The sequence below is a fragment of the Clostridium sp. Marseille-P3244 genome (assembly GCF_900120155.1).
Classification (GTDB): domain Bacteria; phylum Bacillota; class Clostridia; order Lachnospirales; family Lachnospiraceae; genus Mediterraneibacter.
In genome coordinates, this window is record NZ_LT635548.1 from 111,287 (window position 1) to 125,622 (window position 14,336).

The following is a 14,336-nucleotide window of genomic DNA, read 5'->3' on the forward strand; positions in this document are numbered from 1 at the left end:
GTCAATTCCGCGCCCGGTCCTGCCTCATATGCGTCAGGTCAAGATATCCCTGGAGGATAAAGACCGCCGCGATCTGATCAATATGTCTCTTGCGGTGCTCTCTCCTGACATTGCTCTCAATCAGCGCTCGCTCTGCCTCCACAGTCGTAAGCCTCTCATCCCACATAATGATCTCAAGCCCTGTCCGTCTGTGGAGCATGTCCTTAAATTCCAGTGATTTTTCGGCGCGCTCCCCTATGTCATTGTTCATATGTTTCGGAAAACCAAGCACGATCTTCTCTACGTCGTAGATTTCGATCAGCTCCTCGATACGCGCGCAGGTCCGCCGAAGCTTGTTTTCTTCTTTTCGTCTGATTGTTTCTATGGCCTGGGCCGTAAGCCCAAGAGCGTCACTGATCGCGACTCCGACAGTCTTTGTCCCATAGTCCAGCCCCATAATTCTCATAACTGATTATTCCCAGGAATTGTGTTCGATATACGCTTTTAACAGCTCCTCTACCAATTCATCCCTCTCTACTTTCATCACAAGGCTCCTCGCCCCATTATAGCTGGTTATATATGTAGGGTCACCCGACATAACATATCCAACGATCTGATTGACTGGATTATATCCTTTTTCCTTCAGAGCCTTAAACACGATCTCAAGGATATCCTTGGCTGAGATCTGAGGTCCGGGCTCTACCTGAAAAAACTGCGTATTACTCAGGTCACTCATCTTAATGTTCCTCCTTCTCCGTAAATTTATATATTGACAGAGCATCCGGCAGACGCCGGAACATGGCTCTTGTTTCCTCTGGGAAGTCCCAGAATCCCTATTTACAATTCTAATATACTCCCATTTAAAATTCAATGAATAATTTGTAAATCATTATCAATTTGAACGTTTACGATACAATTTTTCAGATTTTTCTCACTTTCTAGTGCAATTTTCATATATTCTCTTGTATAGCCTGTCTGCACTGTCCTGCCGTTCACCTCTGCCTCTTCTTCTACAAGCACTTCCACTTCTTTTCCGACAAAGCCACTCTCAAAGATCCTCCGCTTTCTTTCTCCAAGGCTGATCATGCGCGCGCTTCTCTGCGCCTTCACTTCCTCACTGACCTGATCTGCCATGGCCGCAGCCTTTGTCCCTTCTCTTCTGGAATATTTAAAAATATGTGTCTCATAAAATCCCACTCTGTCTACAAAGTCATAAGACTTACGGAACTCTTCCTCTGTCTCCCCCGGAAATCCCACGATCACATCTGTGGTCAAAGCCGGACAGTTGAAATATTTTCTCAGGATCCGGCATTTTTCATAATATTCTTCACTTGTATACCTGCGGTTCATCCGCTTTAATGTGGCATTGCATCCACTCTGAAGAGACAGATGAAAATGCGGGCAAACCTTGGGCATAGCGGCAAGGGACTTCGCAAACTCTTCCGTCACGATCCCCGGTTCGAGTGATCCCAGGCGGATCCTCTTTATCCCGTCCACCTCATGGATTTCCCGAATCAATTGCAGAAGATGTCTGCGGCCGTCAAAATCGATCCCGTAGGAACTCAAATGGATCCCCGTAAGCACGACCTCCCGGTATCCGTTTTCCGACAGCCCATGTACTTCCTCCAGCACATCCGCCGCTTTTCTGCTGCGGACACGCCCCCTCATATAAGGGATGATGCAATATGTGCAGAACTGATTGCACCCGTCCTGTACCTTGATATACGCCCTTGTGTGATCCCCCGGTCTGGTCAGGCGCAGCTCCTCATATTCTCTGTCTCGGCTGATATCATCTGTCCATTCTTCCACAGATCTGTTTTTAGAGCTGTTTTTCTCCCTTTTCCGCTCCTCGTATTCCTCCAGGATCCGGATCAGGTCTTTTTTGTGGTCATTCCCTATCACGATATCGATACAGGAATCTTTTTCTTTCCCTATCTGGGCCTGCACATAACAGCCCGCCGCCACCACAATAGCATCCGGGTTCAGCTTTCTGGCCCGGTGGAGCATCTGACGGGATTTTCTGTCCGCGATATTCGTTACGGTACATGTATTAATAATATAGACATCCGCGCCCTCCCGGAAGGGAACGATCTGATATCCTGCCCTTTCCAGCATTTCCTGCATCGCCTCTGTTTCATATGCATTTACCTTGCATCCCAGGTTGTGCAGAGCCGCTTTTTTCATGACAAAATTACCTCTTTTTCCTTTATTGTTCCTTGACTTTTACCAGGCCATCCCGTAGAATATACATAAGGCGCACGGCCTTATTTTACTGTATGATCCAAGGAGGGCAATAGAATGAAAACAGTACAGATTTCTTTAAACTCTATCGACAAAGTGAAATCTTTTGTAAACGTGATCACAAAGTACGACAATGACTTCGATTTAGTATCCGGAAGATATGTTATAGATGCCAAATCCATCATGGGGATCTTCAGCCTGGACCTCTCCAAGCCGATCGACCTCAATATCCACGCAGACGGTAACATCGATGATATTCTTGCCGCGCTGGATCCTTACATCATTAAATAAATCTTGTTCATATAAAAAGCTGTCTCAGTATGAGGCAGCTTTTTTATGTCCCGGCCGCTCATTCCCCGACCAGGATCACTTCTGTGTTCTTCAGGGCCGTCTCCATAAGCCCGTCGATCTTTTCGGCGAGATTCTGTTCCGACTTTTCAATGCGCGCCGGATCCGGTTTCGTTACCGGATGTTTCGCCACAAAGATCGTACAGCAGTCTTCGTAAGGCTGGATCGAAGTCTCATACGTATTAATCTTCTCTGATATCTCCACAATTTCCTTCTTATCAAATCCTATCAGCGGGCGATAGACCGGCAGCGTACATACCGCATTGGTGGCTGCCAGGCTCTGCATGGTCTGGCTTGCCACCTGCCCGATGCTCTCACCCGTGATCAGGCCGAGACATCCGTTCTTTTTTGCGAAATACTCCGCGATCCTCATCATATACCGACGCATAATGATCGTCAGTTCTTCATGAGGACATTTTTCATAAATATAGAGCTGAATATCTGTAAAATTAACAATATGCAGCCTGACAGGCCCGGCATAGGCGGACACAAGTTTCGCCAGGTCAATGACCTTTTCTTTTGCCCTTTCACTTGTGTACGGCGGGGCATGAAAATAAACTGCCTCGATCTGTACGCCCCGTTTGGCGATCATATAACCTGCCACCGGGCTGTCGATCCCTCCTGAAAGAAGAAGCATAGCGCTGCCGTTTGTTCCCACCGGCATTCCTCCCGGTCCGGGAATGATCTCAGAATACAGATAAACTTCCTCCCTGATCTCCACATTCAGACGTACATCCGGGTTATGCACATCTACTTTCATCCCGGGATATGCGTCCAGTACCGCCTCACCCAGTTCACAGTTGATCTCCATGGAATTGATCGGATATCGTTTATTGGCCCGTCTTGCCTCTATTTTAAAAGATTTGTTCCCCTCCGGGTACATTTCGCCGACATAGGCAACTACATCTTTTTTGAGTTCCCCGATCTCTTTGACTTCCCTGCGGACCACAGGGCAGATCCCCACAATGCCGAACACCTTCTGAAGTCTTTCGACCGTGTCCTCATAATCGTAGTCTCCCTGACAGTCCACGTAAACTCTCCCATGGCACTTATGGACGAGGAACTGACCCTCCACATCCCGCAGCGCGAACCGGATCTGACGCACCAGAGCGTCCTCAAACATATAACGGTTTTTCCCTTTTATCCCGATCTCACCGTATTTGATCAAAAATGAATGGAATGTCATGATTCTCTCCTTTATCTCTGACATGTCATCTTCGGATCTGCCGTCGACAACTGCCTATGCCGTCCGGTATGGCCGACGCGTCAGCGCCGTGTAAATTTCCGAAGTGCCGGTATACAATTATATAGTGTTTCCAGCGTATAGTCAATTTCTTCTTTCGTGGTAAACTCAGACATACTGAACCGGACGGTCGCGTCCAGGTATTCCTTCGGGGCCCCGATTCCTTTGAGCACTCCGCTCACTGACGGATGGTTCGAGGAGCATGCCGACCCGGAAGAGACATAAATGCCCTTGTCCTCCAGTGCATGAAGGAGTACTTCACTGCGGATCCCCGCAACCCCGACACTGATGATATGGGGAGCGCTCCCCTCGTCCGTATAGCCATGCACCGTCGTGTCTTCTATCCCGGCGATCCCTTCAAGAAAATAGTCTTTCAGCTCTCTCATAAGCGCTGTCTTTATATCCAGATCATGATAGATCATTTCAGAAGCAAGCCCCATTCCCGCAATGCCTGGTACATTTTCTGTTCCGGACCGGATGTTCTTCTGCTGCTCTCCCCCAAACACGATGGGCTGGATCTTTACTTTGCTGTCAATATATAAAAATCCGATCCCCTTTGGGCCATGGATCTTATGTCCGCTGGCTGAGAGCAGATCAACTCCCATCCGTTTGGGATAGATCCTGTACTTGCCGAACCCCTGCACGGCATCCGTGTGAAACACAATCGACGGTTTATACTGTTTGACGATCTCTGCCGCTTCCCGGACCGGCTGAACAGTTCCTACTTCGTTGTTCACATACATGACAGACACCAGTATCGTCTCCGGACAGAGTGCTTCTCTGAGCGCGTCCAGCTTGATCTTTCCTTTTGCGTCCACCGGAAGATATGTCACACGAAAACCCTCTTCTTCCAGATGCCGCATGGTGTTTAAAACAGCCGGATGTTCAATTGAAGAAGTAATCAGATGATTGCCTCCGCGGCGGTTTGCCCTTGCGCATCCCATCAGCGCCAGGTTGTCACTCTCCGTTCCTCCGGAAGTAAAAAAGATTTCTTTGGCATTTACTTTCATGATCCTGGAGATCGCCTCTTTGGCGTCCCGGATATAATGCTCTGCCACTATCCCCTTATGGTGCATGGAAGACGGGTTTCCATAGTCCTGGCACATCACTTTATAAACCATTTCCCCCACTTCCGGATAGCACATGGTCGTGGCGGAATTATCCAGATAAACTTCCATTTCCTTTTCCTTTACTTTTTCTTACTATTAGGTTATGTACAATCATGTTTTTTCGCAACAGCAGTGCCACAGTATTCCCGAATGTCACAGGCTTTGACACTCAAGATGATACATGAGAATGGAAAGAGCCGCAAGACCGGCCGTCTCGGTACGTAAGATCCGCTTTCCCAGTGTCACCGGAACTGCCTTTGCCTCCCGCGCAAGGGCGATCTCACTCTCTTCAAATCCGCCTTCCGGCCCGATAAATATTCCCACAGACTGACCCGGCTTTATCCTGTCTATCGTCTTTGCAGTCTCTTGCATCCCTTGTTCCAGCTCGTAGGGGATCAGCACAACATCCAGATCTGACGCAGCCTTAAGTGCCTGTTCAAAAGTCATGACCGGACGAACTTCCGGGATAATATCCCGGCCGGACTGTTCCGCTGCGCTCCTGGCAATCGTCTGCCATCTCTCCTGCTTTTTCTGTGCTTTCTTCTCATCAAGCCTTACAACAGAACGTCTGGCCGCAAAAGGAATCACCGTGTACACTCCCAGTTCTACTGCTTTCTGCACGATCCACTCCATCTTATCTCCCTTGGGCAGCCCCTGGAACAAATACAGTCTGGAACTTAGTTCCGCCCCGGCGACAAGCTCCCTGAAAATGTCAAGGATCACCCCTCCCTGTTCATAGCGGTTCACGCAGCACAACCATGTTTTTCCCGCTCCGTCACTGATCCGCACATCCTCTCCGGGTTTCATCCGGAGTACATTTTTCATATGGTTGACATCCGGGCCCTCCATATAAATCCTGTTGTCGTGTATCCACGAGGGCCGGACAAAAAACTGACGCATCCTGTTTACCCCCTGTCCTTTAAGGCTTTCTTGCTGTCACGCAGACCCACTCTCCCTGGTACGTCACGTCCAGGATCTCAAGTCCTGCCTTTTTCACCGCATCGGTCACTGTCTGTTCTTTGTCATCGATAATGCCGCTGGTTATATAGATGCCGCCCTTCTTCAGCTGATGTACGATGACCGGAGTCAGTTCTACCAGAACATCGGCAAGGATGTTGGCGGCAACGATGTCATAACACTCATATCCTGCGCGGTCCTGTATTGCTTTATCATCGATCAGATTCCCGATCATCACTTCATACTGATCCGCGCGGATCCCGTTCACTCCCATGTTCTCCCGTGTCGCCTCAATGGCACAGGGATCCAGATCCGTCCCCACGCTGTAGGATGCCCCGAATTTCAGCGCCAGCATACCGAGGATCCCGCTGCCGCATCCTACATCCAGAACTCGCATCCCATTTTCCACATATTTACGCAGCTGTCGGATACACAGCTGTGTGGTTTCATGCATTCCCGTACCGAAGGCAGTTCCCGGATCGATATGGATCACCAGTTTTCCCTCGTCTTCAGGCTTTACCTGCTCCCAGGACGGGATGATCAGGATGTCATCCACATAAAACTGATGGAAATACTGTTTCCAATTGTTTACCCAGTCTACGTCCTCGGTCTCAGACTCTTCGATCACACACTCTCCCACATCCATATATTCGGACAGTTCTTTCAGTTCACGCCTGACATCTGCCAGTATGGCCTCCCTGTCCTCCTCCGGTTCCAGATAAAAGCTTAAATACGCCACTCCGTCATCCGCTTCCATCTCAGGAAGAATATCCACAAACATCTGCTCTTTTTCAGACTGAGTCAGGGGGACCTTATCTTCGATCTCCACCCCCTGTATCCCCAGATCCATCAGCATACTGCTGACAATATCCTCTGCTTTTGCGGTAGTTTTTAAACGGTATTTATTCCATTTCATTTTTCTTCTCCCTCCTGCCGGTTCCCGTTTTCTTTTTCAAACCATAAATTCAGGTCCACATTCCCGCTGATCCCCGGCACCTCTCCGGACTCACTGTACTGCCAGATCTTATAATCATAGGGGCACTGAGGGATCTGGGCATAATCCGCATACCAGAAATCATACTCCGACAGCTGCTCCATATCAAGAGTAAACGCCATCCACTTCATATTGGAATAAATCATACTGTCATATCCGGCATGCTCCACAGCATCGCAGAATACCCTGCAGTAATCGGTAAATTCCTGTCTTGTATTCTGGTCTGTGCGGGCAGTGTCCCACTTGATCTCCTCAGTGTCGTAGACAACCGGGCCGTCTATCTCATAGGGCTTTAAATGCTTTAACACAAACTCAGCCTCTTCCAGTGCTTCCGCCTCGCTGACCGCCTGAGAGAAAAAGTAGACCCCTACATCCAGCCCCGCCTCCAGAGCGCCCTTTATATTCTTCTCGAACATCGCGTCCATGACCAGATCCCCGCTCTCTCCATAGGCACGGTATCCTAGCCGGATGATCGCGAATTCCACTCCGCTTTCCCTGACCTGTTCCCAGTCGATCTCTTCTCCCTGGAATTCTGATACATCTATGCCCCTGCGGGCCGTCACGCCTTCTCTTTCATCATTGTAACTTTTATATCCCGTCGCCTGATCTGTCTTCAGACAGGAAAAATCATAACTGCATTGCGGGACATCCTCCAGCAACAAAGCCTCGTAACTTCTGCCTTCCACGTCCTGAAATGTATAAAATTCTCCGTCTTTCGTCTTGTGAATGCCGCCTTTATTCTCTTCTGCCGCCGTATTTTCTTCAAATAAAGATCCTCCGGCACTGTCCTCCCCGATCCGGGCCCCCGTCTCTTCCGCCGGTCCCGTACAGGCTGTAAGAGAAAGGATTATCCACATGATCAGGCAAATTTTTTTACAATCTCCTCTCATCCTCTTACTCCCGTTCCTGCTCTCCTGCAACCACCTTTTCTGTCTCAACATCTGTCCGGATTTCGTCTCCCATCCGGATCTCTCCGCCCCGGATCACTCTCGCAAATACACCTTCCCGCGGCATGATGCAGTCCCCCATCTTCTGAAAGATCCTGCATCCGTGATGACACTCTTTTCCGATCTGTGTTATTTCCAGGATCACATTTTTGCAATACAGCCGTGTCCCCACCGGAAAGCTCCGGAAATCAAGCCCTTCTACTACCAGATTTTCCCCGAAAGCTCCATCCTCCACTTCCGCGCCCTTCTCCCGGAATTCACGGATCTTATCAAGGGACAGAAGGCTGACCTGGCGATGCCACTTTCCCGCGTGGGCATCCCCCTGTATCCCGTAATCTTCCAGAAAGACTCCTCTTCCGATATTCTTTTTCGGCGTCCCCTTTTCAGGGCTGGTACAAACTGCCGTAACTTTTCCTGTCATCTGTTCCTAGCCTCCGATCCGTGACATTTCTTTGGTCTCCAGATTTTCCTGTTCTTCCTGAGAGCTCTTGGTGAATTGGTGGCACGCCGGCTTCCCGTATACAGCATTCTTCATCGCTTTTTGGATCAGGGCATCATTGGCTCCGCTCCGAAGCAGAAGTCTTAAGTCGGTGCCCTCTCCATACTGAAGACATGGCTTTAAAAATCCTTCAGACGTCAGACGGATCCGGTTGCACCTGCAACAGAACGGATGGGTAATGGCGCTGATAAAGCCGATTTTCCCCCGGAATCCCGGGAAAGTTACATAAACCGCAGGTCCATTACCGGGATTTTCTTCACAGCTTTTGGGCTCCCCAAACGTTTCTTTTAGCAGAGACAGCACTTTTGTCCCGCTTTTCCCGGTAAACGCCTTTCCCGGTCCCATCGGCATCAGCTCGATAAACCGTACGTCTGATCTGCCGTCCTTTGCCAGCCGGGCAATGCGGATATAATCCTCTTCCTCTGCTCCTTCCAGAGGGACACAATTCACTTTCACTTTCAGCCCGGGAATTTCACAGGCAGCCTTAAGTCCTTCCACCGCCTCTCTTACATCTCCCAGCCTTGTCACCTTCCGGTACTTTTCCGGATCCAACGTGTCAATACTGATATTCACTGCGTCCAGTCCGCTAATGACCAGATCCCTGATCTGCTGTTTTAAAAGCGTACCATTGGTTGTCAGAGTCACCTGCTCAATCCCCGGTATCTCCTTTAACATCCGTACAAGTTCCGGAAGCCCCCGCCTTACAAGAGGTTCTCCTCCGGTCAGTTTCAGTTTTCGGATACCCAATTCTGCTCCGATCCGGCATAGTCGGGTAATCTCATCATATGTAAGAATGTCCTGATGAGAAACAGCCGGAACTCCCTGGGCAGGCATGCAGTAAATACAGCGCAGATTACATCGGTCCGTCACTGACACTCTCATGTAATCGATGGTTCTTCCGAACTGATCCTTCATTGTCCACATTCTCCTGTTCTTCCGGTCAGTATGGCCAGGCCATGCCCCAGTGACGGAAGCACCGCTTCCAGGTTTTCCCTCACCGCTTTCGGGCTTCCCGGAAGATTAATGATCAAAGTTCTTCCACGGATAACAGAAACCCCTCTGCTGAGCATAGCTCTCGGAGTTATCTTAAGAGACGCCAGGCGCATTGCCTCCGCAATACCGGGTACATTCCTGTCCGCCACTTCTGCGGTAGCTTCCGGAGTACAGTCCCGCGGCCCAAGTCCCGTGCCTCCCGTGGTGAAAATAATATCAAATCTATTTTCATCACATAATTTACAAAGATTCTTTTTTATTTCCTCTTTGTCATCCGGAAGAAGAAGGATTTTCTCCACCTCAAATCCCTCTTCTCTCAGCATCTCGCACACAAGGGGCCCGCTTTTGTCTTCTCTTTCACCTGCGTACCCCTTGTCACTTAGAGTCATCACTGCCGCCTTCCATCTGTACTGTTCCATCTGTCCGCCTTTCTCTCTGTCAGAGTATATCCAGCTCTCTGCGCGCGCTTTCTCCACTTTTTCTGTCACGGTCTCTTCCGGAATGTGGGCCATTGCAGATATTACCGCTCTTCCCGCCTGTTTTCTTTACCAGGAAGATCTCCCCGATCTCCATTGTCTTATCCATGGCCTTGCACATATCATAGACAGTAAGGAGAGCTACGCTCACACCGGTCAGCGCTTCCATCTCCACACCGGTCCTGCCTGTCACTTTCACAGTACAGGAACAGCAGATCGCAAGCTCCTCTTCATCCATATCGAAATCGATCCTGCAGTTTGTGATGGGAAGGATATGGCACATGGGGATCAGGTCCGACGTCCGCTTCGCTCCCATAATTCCGGCTGTTGCCGCTACTGAGAGCACATCCCCTTTCTCTGCCGTCCCGTTTTTGACCGCCCGGAACACTTCTTCATTCACGACAATCTTTCCTGCGGCAGTCGCTTCCCGGACAGTGCTGCTTTTTTCAGTGACATCTACCATCACTGCCCGTCCTCTGTCATCAAAATGCGTAAATCCCATTTCATCATTCCTCACTTGGCTTCTATGAAAATTCTCAACTAAAATACGCAGTATTTCAGATCATTCTCCCAAAAAATATCTTCCGTATGCGTCGGCAGCCTTGAGAGCCGCGCAGACCGTTTCCGGAGTCACTTCAAAAGGCATGTTGTGGAGAGTGTCGCTCTTGGCACAGGCTGTCTGTGCTACTGCCATCAGTTTCTCTTCTGTCACTTCTGTGATGCCAAGTTCCTTCAGCGTAACCGGAAGTCCCAGTTCAATACACCAGTCAATAATATCTTCCAGTTCTTCTGCCGGAATATTTTCAAGAACCAGCTGTGTAATCGTTCCAAATGCCACCTTTTCTCCGTGATACATATGATGACAGTCTTCCAGCACAGTCAGACCATTGTGAATGGCGTGGGCTCCCGCCAGCCCGCCGCTCTCAAATCCGATCCCGCTGAGCAGAGTGTTCGCCTCGATGATCTTCTCCACAGCCGGGGTGCAGGCTCCCGCTTCCAAAGCCAGTTTTGCTTTTACTCCTTCTTCCATCAGTGTGTCAAAACAGAGTTTCGCCAGCGCCATCGCCGCGGAAGTCACATTTCCGCCGGCGCAGGCCGCCGCCCCGCTGGCCTGGCATGCTCTGGCCTCAAAATAAGTTGCCAGCGCGTCACCCATTCCGGAAATCGTCAGACGTACCGGGGATTTTGAGATTACCTCTGTATCCATCAGCACCATATTCGGATTCGCCGGAAGGAACAGATACTCCTCGAATACTCCTTCATCGGAATAGATAACGGAAAGCGCGCTGCAGGGCGCGTCTGTGGATGCGATTGTTGGACATACAAGCACCGGGACCGATCTATAATATGCCACTGCCTTCGCGGTATCCAGAATCTTTCCTCCACCAATACCGATAATCATATCACAGCCTTCTTTTTCAGCCGCTTGCCTCAGACGACTGATCTCATGTTTGCTGCATTCTCCGTTAAAATATTCAAAAAAGATTTCCACGTCTTTTCCCTGAAATCCTTTTTCTACCGTACTGCCACATCTTTTATAGCCTGACTCTGTAATTAGGATCAGCGCTTTTTTTCCGTATTTTGAAGCATAATCCCCAAGCTTTCCAAGTTCTCCCGCTCCCTGTACATATTTGGACGGGCTGATCAAAATGTTTGCCATACCAATACCTCCTGTATCATTCTGTTTTTCTATAAAGTCTCCGCGATCTCTATCAGCTCCCTCTCACTTTCAAGGTCTGAAGAATAGGGATAAGATTTTGCCGTTTGTTCAAATTTTTGCCTGATCCTCTCTGCCTTTTCCCGGTCCTGCTCCTTCAACAGAGTATAAGCATATTCTGTCCGTATCATCTGAGGATAATTCCTCATCTGCCTTATGAACTTCTGCATCTGACTGTCATTCCAGCGATCCAGGATCTCTGTGCTTCTCTCCCCGATCAGCTCGCAATAAACCCGGTCCGGTATCAGGAGCAGCCGGTACAGGCCGATCAGATCTGCATCCGCGCGCAGGATCCGGTCGATCAGTTTTGCTGCCTCTGTGAAGGCATGTTCATCCACTAGACGGTTAGCGGCAAAGACGGCCCTGGCCGCCGTCATGGGATACCGGATCTCTTCTGCGGGCGGGATCTGAAACCACTCACACGGCATATCCTTCAGCCGGACCCCTTCTGTCTGCCGGACAGCGATCTTCATCTGTACCCAGAATCCATAGATTTCTTCTTTATTTTTCCCGATATCTATAATATTTCTGCCGTCGTTGTTCATCATGCCCAATTTCAGCGGGATCCCGTTTATGGCTGCAAGCCAGAGGCCCACACCCGCCATGGTAAGCAGAAATGCAGACAGATACCAGTTTCCCCGGAAGAGCAGATATCCTCCGATTAAAATAAGGCTGGTGATCAGATTGGCAAGGGCGCCGCCCAGATTATAAAGAATATACGGCACCTGTCCATTCTTCAGATCCGGCGGATCCATCAGACACTGACCGCCTGTTCCGGCCAAAGAGAAACGTCTCAGGCGGATCCTCCCATCCTGTCTTATCCACATGAAACTTCCTACCCGAAATGACAGAAACCGGTAGCCGCTCAGCAGTGCGCAGATCATGTGCCCTGCTTCATGGAAGGCGGCCTGCAGGTAAAAAGCCATATACACGCAGAAAACAATAAATATAATCCGAAAAAGTACGATCCAGACAGTGGCTTTTCCTCCGGAACTGATATCTGTATATACAGCCAGAGCGTAGCCCCCGGCTCCGCCGGCCGCAAGTGCTGCGATGAGAAAGAAAACGTTTCGTATCTTTCGCGTTATTGTGCTGTTCTTCTTTGTATTTTCCTGCATATAGTTCTCTGTACCGTCTTTTCTGTCTGGAGTCAGCACCCGCTGTTTATCCGGGAGACTGCTGCCAGTTCATTATAACAGCCGCGCAAAAGAAAGACAATATTGCGCCTGCTCTTTTATGCAGTCTTCACAGGCGTTTCTTCTGACAGTTAGGGCAATAGGTACTGCTCCTGCCGTCAATCATAATCCTCTCAAACACTGCGCCGCATTTTTCACACGACTGTCCTGCGTGGCCATAGGCTTTCAAATAAGGAGCATTCCGATATTCTTTTCCCTGACCTTTTAAGTATTCTTCCGGCGTCGTCTGATTCACATCAATTCCCCATTGAATGACGGTATGTATTTTCTCCGATAATATCTGCCAGTCATCTTCTGTTAAACTGCTGCATTTTTCTCCGGGATAGATACCTGCCAAATAGAGAATTTCATCGGAGTAGATATTTCCAATTCCGGCAATAACCTTCTGTTCATGAAGCATCGATTTGACAGGCTTTTGCCTTTTCCCAAGTGCCGATTTCAGATAAGCGCCGGTCAGAGCTTTATCCGTCGGTTCCGGCCCCAGTTTTTGGATCCCCGTCACAGCATCTGATTCTCCGTGCCTGATGTACCAGAACCGGCCAAACCTCCGCACATCAATATATCGGATTTCGCTGCCGCCGGACAGCTTTATCACCAAATGCGTGTGCTTCACTTCCGGGTAATCAGCAGGCGTTACCAGGAGCTGCCCCGTCATGCGCAGATGTAAAAACAGCCGGTCTTTGTTCTCAAAGCAAAAGCACAGGAACTTCCCCCGTCTGCTCATGCCGGTAATTGTATTCCCGAGCATCAGGCTCTGCAATTCATCCGCAGAAGGATAAGCCACAATCTGCGCATTTCGGACGTCTGTCCAGAGGACACCCTGTCCCTTTATCTGTGGTTCGACAATTCTTTTGATCGTTTCAACTTCCGGCAGTTCAGGCACTGCGTTCACCTTCCCTTCTTTGCAGGCTTTTTGATTTCCTCCGTTTCCTGATTGACCAGTCTGGTGAGATTTTCAGTAAATGTCCTGGACAGCTCAATGAGCTGCTTCTGTTCTTCCGGTGTAAACAGAGACATTGCCGTATCCTCCGCCCAGGTGATATGCCGGACAGCCTTTTCGCAATATGCCCGCCCGGCGTCTGTCATCCGGACGATTTTGTTCCGCTTATTGTCCGGCACCTCAGTAACTGTTACATAATTTTCTGCCAGAAGGTTTTTGATGATCAGATTGACCGTCTGTTTGGATTGAAATGTCCGCCGGCTGATTTCCTTTTGTGTCATTCCATCCACTGCGTAAAAGAGGACATTTACCACCAGCAGCGTTTTCATCATCATACCGTTGCGTTTGGCATATTCGTCGTAGAGAGCAAACTGCTCGTCTCGAAATTTACAGTACAGATATGCGTTCTTTTTATCCTGTTTTGTCATACTTCACCGCCTTAGTCCATTGATATACGGTCAATTTATTTACTATATTGTAATGAAAAAACGTAGATTTGTCAATGTGCCCGCAGCTGACGATCTGACTCCTGCTCGCCGTTTCGCTTCCGCTCTCACGGCTCCACTCTCCCACATCTGACTCCTGCTCGCCGTTTCGCTTCCGCTCTCACGGCTCCACTCTCCCACATCTGACTCCTGCTCGCCGTTTCGCTTCCGCTCTCACGGCTCGCTGTCGGGCTCCGCCCTATGCATAAGAG

At 49.4% G+C, this 14,336-nt stretch carries 18 protein-coding genes; 1 reads left to right on the forward strand and 17 read right to left on the reverse strand.

The window, feature by feature from the left end; all coding sequences use genetic code 11:
- Position 1 precedes the first annotated feature (1 nt).
- From ruvX to mtaB, 3 genes are all read right to left on the reverse strand, one after another.
- Positions 2-445: a Holliday junction resolvase RuvX gene (gene ruvX, locus BQ7367_RS00505; protein ID WP_072523682.1), complete on the reverse strand. Its 444-nt coding sequence runs from the start codon at positions 443-445 to the stop codon at positions 2-4.
- Positions 446-451: 6 nt separating this feature from the next.
- Positions 452-715: an IreB family regulatory phosphoprotein gene (locus BQ7367_RS00510; RefSeq protein WP_072523683.1), complete on the reverse strand. Its 264-nt coding sequence runs from the start codon at positions 713-715 to the stop codon at positions 452-454.
- A gap of 131 nt (positions 716-846) precedes the next feature.
- Positions 847-2,163: a tRNA (N(6)-L-threonylcarbamoyladenosine(37)-C(2))-methylthiotransferase MtaB gene (gene mtaB / locus BQ7367_RS00515; RefSeq protein ID WP_072523684.1), complete on the reverse strand. Its 1,317-nt coding sequence runs from the start codon at positions 2,161-2,163 to the stop codon at positions 847-849.
- A gap of 114 nt (positions 2,164-2,277) precedes the next feature.
- Here mtaB and BQ7367_RS00520 point away from each other — a divergent pair, with 114 nt between their 5' ends.
- On the forward strand, positions 2,278-2,511 hold the full coding sequence (locus BQ7367_RS00520; RefSeq protein WP_072523685.1) for an HPr family phosphocarrier protein: 234 nt from the start codon (positions 2,278-2,280) through the stop codon (positions 2,509-2,511).
- A 58-nt stretch (positions 2,512-2,569) separates the two neighbouring features.
- On the opposite strand, the gene thiI is transcribed toward BQ7367_RS00520, so the two are convergent.
- From thiI to BQ7367_RS14390, 14 genes are all read right to left on the reverse strand, one after another.
- Entirely contained in the window at positions 2,570-3,778 is a 1,209-nt protein-coding gene (gene thiI / locus BQ7367_RS00525; RefSeq protein WP_442855318.1) for a tRNA uracil 4-sulfurtransferase ThiI, read from the reverse strand.
- Between the two features lie 56 nt (positions 3,779-3,834).
- Entirely contained in the window at positions 3,835-4,989 is a 1,155-nt protein-coding gene (locus BQ7367_RS00530; protein ID WP_072523687.1) for a cysteine desulfurase family protein, read from the reverse strand.
- Positions 4,990-5,073: 84 nt separating this feature from the next.
- Complete coding sequence (locus tag BQ7367_RS00535; RefSeq protein WP_072523688.1) at positions 5,074-5,820, reverse strand: 16S rRNA (uracil(1498)-N(3))-methyltransferase; 747 nt, start codon at positions 5,818-5,820, stop codon at positions 5,074-5,076.
- Positions 5,821-5,839: 19 nt separating this feature from the next.
- Positions 5,840-6,793: a 50S ribosomal protein L11 methyltransferase gene (gene prmA, locus BQ7367_RS00540; RefSeq protein WP_072523689.1), complete on the reverse strand. Its 954-nt coding sequence runs from the start codon at positions 6,791-6,793 to the stop codon at positions 5,840-5,842.
- Positions 6,790-7,728 (reverse strand): glycoside hydrolase family 25 protein, encoded by a 939-nt coding sequence (locus tag BQ7367_RS00545; RefSeq protein ID WP_200786666.1) that lies wholly within the window; start codon positions 7,726-7,728, stop codon positions 6,790-6,792. The genes prmA and BQ7367_RS00545 overlap by 4 nt, the downstream gene beginning before the upstream one ends.
- 37 nt (positions 7,729-7,765) lie before the next feature.
- Positions 7,766-8,239: an MOSC domain-containing protein gene (locus BQ7367_RS14265; RefSeq protein WP_143142926.1), complete on the reverse strand. Its 474-nt coding sequence runs from the start codon at positions 8,237-8,239 to the stop codon at positions 7,766-7,768.
- Between the two features lie 6 nt (positions 8,240-8,245).
- The gene (moaA, locus tag BQ7367_RS00550; RefSeq protein ID WP_143142927.1) at positions 8,246-9,232 is read right to left on the reverse strand and encodes a GTP 3',8-cyclase MoaA; all 987 of its coding nucleotides are present in this window, start codon (positions 9,230-9,232) and stop codon (positions 8,246-8,248) included.
- Entirely contained in the window at positions 9,229-9,822 is a 594-nt protein-coding gene (locus BQ7367_RS00555; RefSeq protein WP_442855319.1) for a MogA/MoaB family molybdenum cofactor biosynthesis protein, read from the reverse strand. Before BQ7367_RS00555 ends, moaA begins: the two co-directional genes overlap by 4 nt.
- Entirely contained in the window at positions 9,749-10,288 is a 540-nt protein-coding gene (gene moaC / locus BQ7367_RS00560; RefSeq protein ID WP_072523691.1) for a cyclic pyranopterin monophosphate synthase MoaC, read from the reverse strand. The genes BQ7367_RS00555 and moaC overlap by 74 nt, the downstream gene beginning before the upstream one ends.
- Positions 10,289-10,348: 60 nt before the next feature.
- Positions 10,349-11,446 (reverse strand): glycerol dehydrogenase, encoded by a 1,098-nt coding sequence (locus BQ7367_RS00565; RefSeq protein ID WP_072523692.1) that lies wholly within the window; start codon positions 11,444-11,446, stop codon positions 10,349-10,351.
- Between the two features lie 29 nt (positions 11,447-11,475).
- On the reverse strand, positions 11,476-12,660 hold the full coding sequence (locus tag BQ7367_RS00570) for a M50 family metallopeptidase (protein ID WP_072523693.1): 1,185 nt from the start codon (positions 12,658-12,660) through the stop codon (positions 11,476-11,478).
- Positions 12,661-12,748: 88 nt separating this feature from the next.
- Positions 12,749-13,591 carry a bifunctional DNA-formamidopyrimidine glycosylase/DNA-(apurinic or apyrimidinic site) lyase gene (gene mutM, locus BQ7367_RS00575; RefSeq protein WP_235837506.1) on the reverse strand — a complete coding sequence of 281 codons (843 nt, stop codon included), beginning with the start codon at positions 13,589-13,591 and terminating at the stop codon, positions 12,749-12,751.
- Positions 13,588-14,067 carry a MarR family winged helix-turn-helix transcriptional regulator gene (locus BQ7367_RS00580; RefSeq protein WP_072523694.1) on the reverse strand — a complete coding sequence of 160 codons (480 nt, stop codon included), beginning with the start codon at positions 14,065-14,067 and terminating at the stop codon, positions 13,588-13,590. Before BQ7367_RS00580 ends, mutM begins: the two co-directional genes overlap by 4 nt.
- Positions 14,051-14,212: a hypothetical protein gene (locus BQ7367_RS14390; protein ID WP_159431600.1), complete on the reverse strand. Its 162-nt coding sequence runs from the start codon at positions 14,210-14,212 to the stop codon at positions 14,051-14,053. The genes BQ7367_RS00580 and BQ7367_RS14390 overlap by 17 nt, the downstream gene beginning before the upstream one ends.
- Between the last annotated feature and the right edge of the window lie 124 nt (positions 14,213-14,336).